Origin of the sequence: Mycobacterium sp., assembly GCF_032162605.1 — a bacterium.
In the GTDB taxonomy this organism is placed as follows: Bacteria; Actinomycetota; Actinomycetes; order Mycobacteriales; family Mycobacteriaceae; genus Mycobacterium.
Map to the genome: position 1 here is coordinate 1 of NZ_JAVROT010000337.1, position 4,021 is coordinate 4,021.

The window sequence follows — 4,021 nt, forward strand, 5'->3', positions numbered from 1 at the left end:
CGCCGAGGCGGGCAACGGGGACCGCGTCGCCATCCACTGGGTCGGTGAACCCGTCGACGACGAACGCACCATCACCTACGCCCAGTTGAAGGACGAGGTGTCCAAGGCCGCCAACGCGCTGACCGAACTCGGTCTGGTGGCCGGGGATCGGGTCGCGATCTACATGCCGATGGTGCCCGAGGCGATCGTGGCGATGCTGGCCTGCGCACGCCTGGGCGTCATGCACTCGGTGGTGTTCGCCGGGTTCTCCGCCTCGGCGTTGAAGGCGCGTATCGAGGACGCCGAGGCAAAACTGGTCATCACCACCGACGGGCAGTACCGCCGCGGCAAGGCCGCCTCGCTCAAGGCGGCCGTGGATGAAGCAGTCGAGGCATCCGACAGCATCGAGCACGTTGTGGTGGTGCACCGCACCGGGATCGACGTCGCCTGGACCGAGGGCCGTGACCTGTGGTGGCATGACGTCGTCGACCGGGCCTCGCCCGAGCACGCCCCGGAGGCGTTCGACGCCGAGCACCCGTTGTTCCTGCTCTACACCTCCGGTACCACCGGCAAGCCCAAGGGCATCATGCACACCACCGGTGGTTACCTGACCCAGTCGAGCTACACCCATTACAACGTCTTCGACGTCAAACCCGAGACCGACGTGTACTGGTGCACCGCCGACATCGGCTGGGTCACCGGGCACACCTACATCGTGTACGGACCGCTGTCCAACGGCGTGACGCAGGTGGTCTACGAGGGCACCCCCTCATCGCCGGACGAGCACCGCCACTTCCAGATCATCGAAAAGTACGGCGTCACCATCTATTACACCGCTCCGACGCTGGTCCGCACGTTCATGAAATGGGGACGTCAGCTGCCCGCCGAGCACGATCTGTCCAGCTTGCGGCTGCTCGGTTCGGTCGGCGAGCCGATCAATCCCGAGGCGTGGCGCTGGTACCGCATGGCGTTCGGCGCCAACAAGATTCCGATCGTGGACACCTGGTGGCAGACCGAGACCGGGGCCGCGATGATCTCCCCGCTGCCCGGTGTCACCGACTGCAAACCGGGATCGGCGATGCGTCCGCTGCCCGGCATCTCCGCCAAGATCGTCGACGACGACGGCAACGAGTTGGCGCCCGGCACCGATCACGGTCAACAAGCCAGCGGATACCTGGTGCTCGACAAGCCCTGGCCGGCGATGCTGCGCGGCATCTGGGGTGATCCCGAGCGCTTCACGCAGACCTACTGGTCGCGCTTCGCAGAGCAGGGCTGGTACTTCGCCGGCGACGGCGCCCGGTACGGCAAGGACGGCGAGATCTGGGTGCTGGGCCGCATCGACGACGTCATGAACATCTCCGGACACCGGATCTCCACCGCCGAAGTGGAGTCCGCACTCGTCGGGCACTCCGGGGTGGCCGAGGCGGCCGTCGTCGGCGCCACGGACGAGCAAACCGGGCAGGCCATCTGTGCGTTCGTCATCCTGAAGGCCCATCACGCCGACACCCCGAACCAGCAGATGGTCGAGGAACTGCGCAAGCAGGTCGCCACCGAGATCTCCCCCATCGCCCGACCCCGCGAAATTCACGTCGTCCCCGAACTCCCCAAGACCCGCAGCGGCAAGATCATGCGCCGCCTTCTGCGCGATGTCGCCGAAGGCCGCGAACTCGGCGACACCTCCACACTCGTCGACCCCAGCGTCTTCGAGGCCATCCGCGCCAGCAAGTAGGTGGCGCAAGGATGTGTCGGGCATGAAAGTCCCGGTCCGCTGCCCGCGGAGGTGGACTATCGTGACTGCCACGCGCGGCGTCCACATGCCCGCGAGGAGCGTGATCGCCGGTGGGTTCATCCAAGACGTTGGGCGGCGGGGCTGCAGCCCTGGTCCCCTCGGCGAAGGTACGCGCGGTTCACGAACTCTTCGTCGCCGGTGAGGTCGATGCCTCCTATCTGAACTCGACCCCGCTGCGCCGGGTCGTCGCCGAGAGCTGGCAGCGCAGCCTGGCCAGGGGTGTCGACCCCGACCGCGGCGGTGCCCAGTCGTCCGATCTCGCGCAGAGCATCGCCCGGATGCGGGCCGCCCACCCTCTGGCGTCGGCTCTTCCCGTAATCCGCAGGCTGCTCGTCGAGGACGCGGCGTCCTCCGGGGTGATGGTCGCCATCAGCGCCGCCGACGGCACCCTGCTCTGGGTCGAGGGCGACGCCGCGGCCTGCCGAAAGGCAGAGGCCATGAACTTCGTTCCCGGCGCCGACTGGAGTGAACACGGCGCGGGCACCAATGCGCCGGGTACGGCCTTGGCGGTCGACGCCGAGGTGCAGATCCGCGGCACCGAGCACTTCTCACGCATCGTCCAGCCGTGGAGCTGCACGGCGGTCCCGGTGCACGATCCGGGAACGGGCGCGCTGATCGGCGCGATCGACCTGACGGGCGGAGCCGAGGTGTCGTCGCAGCAGACGCTGGCACTGGTGCGCGCCACCGTGGTGGCCGTCGAGAACCATCTGGCCCTATTGCGGTTCACCGAGTCCGGCCGGGTGGACAGGCGGGTTGGAATGCCTCGCCTGTCGGTGCTTGGCGGAGATCGACCGCGGTGGGAGATCACCGACGAGCGCGGGCATCTGCATCGCACCGTGCTCACCGGCAGGCACGCCGAGATCCTGGTGCTTCTGAGCAGACACCCCGAGGGCCTGAGTGCGGATCACCTCGCCATGCTCCTGGACGACAAGCACCTCGACGTGGTCACCATCCGCGCGGAGATGTCACGGCTGCGCAAGGTCGTCGGCCCCGAATTCATCTTCTCGCGGCCCTACCGGCTGACGGCGCCGCTGGCGAGCGACCTGAACGACGTGTTCGACGCGCTCTCCGCCGGTGACGTGGCGTCGGCGCTCGGCCGGTATGCCGGTCCGCTGCTCAGCCAGTCGACGTCCCCCGCCATCGCCCGGTTGCGCACCGAATTGAGCGCGAGCATGCGGAGTGCCGTGCTGGTCGACTCGTCGGCGGGAAGCCTGTCGCTACTCCGGCGTTGGCTCGAACTGCCCGAGGGCCGCGACGACCGCGACGGCTGGCGCGTGCTGCGCGACAGTTCGAGCCGCGGGTCGGTCGTCCGCGCCCGGGCCCACGGACACCTCGTCGGCCTGGACTTCGAACTCGGCTGACGTCCCTCGCGACGTTGCTCGCGCCGTGCAACCGTGCTGCAACCCCCTCCTGCCTACCGTGAGTGACGACCGACACATTTGTCGCCCAGGTGCAGGAGAGGAAAGACCATGACTGTTTACGCGCGGCCCGGTACCGAAGGCTCGGTGATGTCCTTCGAGCCCCGCTACGAGAACTACATCGGCGGCGAGTGGGTGACCCCTACCGCCGGCCGGTACTTCGAGAACCCGACACCCGTCACCGGCCAGACCTTCTGCGAGGTCGCCCGTTCCGACGAGTCCGACATCGAGAAGGCGCTGGACGCCGCCCACGCCGCCGCACCGGCCTGGGGCAAGACCTCGCCGGCCGAGCGGGCGGTGATCCTCAACAAGATCGCCGACCGCATCGAGGAGAACCTCGAAGCCATCGCGGTCGCGGAGGCCTGGGACAACGGCAAACCGGTCCGGGAGACGCTGAACGCCGACATTCCGTTGGCGGTGGACCACTTTCGGTACTTCGCCGGGGCGATCCGCGCGCAGGAGGGGTCATTGTCGCAGATCGACGAGGACACCGTCGCCTACCACTTCCACGAGCCGCTGGGCGTCGTCGGGCAGATCATCCCGTGGAACTTCCCCATCCTGATGGCCGTGTGGAAGCTCGCGCCCGCACTCGCCGCGGGCAACGCCGTCGTGCTCAAGCCGGCCGAGCAGACGCCCGCGTCGATCCTGTATCTGATGTCGCTGATCGGGGATCTGCTTCCCGCCGGTGTCCTCAACGTGGTCAACGGATTCGGCGTCGAAGCGGGCAAGCCGTTGGCGAGTTCGAACCGCATCGCCAAGATCGCCTTCACCGGTGAGACGACGACCGGGCGGCTGATCATGCAGTACGCCAGCCAGAACCTGATCCCGGTCACCC

Annotated in this window: 2 protein-coding genes and 1 pseudogene; all 3 read left to right on the top strand. The window is 67.9% G+C overall.

Annotation, left to right across the window (positions count from 1 at the left end; all coding sequences use genetic code 11):
• Positions 1-1,708, top strand: a 1,708-nt coding sequence (gene acs, locus QOI01_RS19235; RefSeq protein WP_526383718.1) for an acetate--CoA ligase, incomplete at its 5' end; no start/stop codon positions are given.
• Positions 1,709-1,818: 110 nt separating this feature from the next.
• Complete coding sequence (locus QOI01_RS19240) at positions 1,819-3,129, top strand: helix-turn-helix domain-containing protein (RefSeq protein WP_526383720.1); 1,311 nt, start codon at positions 1,819-1,821, stop codon at positions 3,127-3,129.
• A 108-nt stretch (positions 3,130-3,237) separates the two neighbouring features.
• Positions 3,238-4,021: pseudogene (gene adh, locus QOI01_RS19245) on the top strand (aldehyde dehydrogenase); the annotation flags it as partial.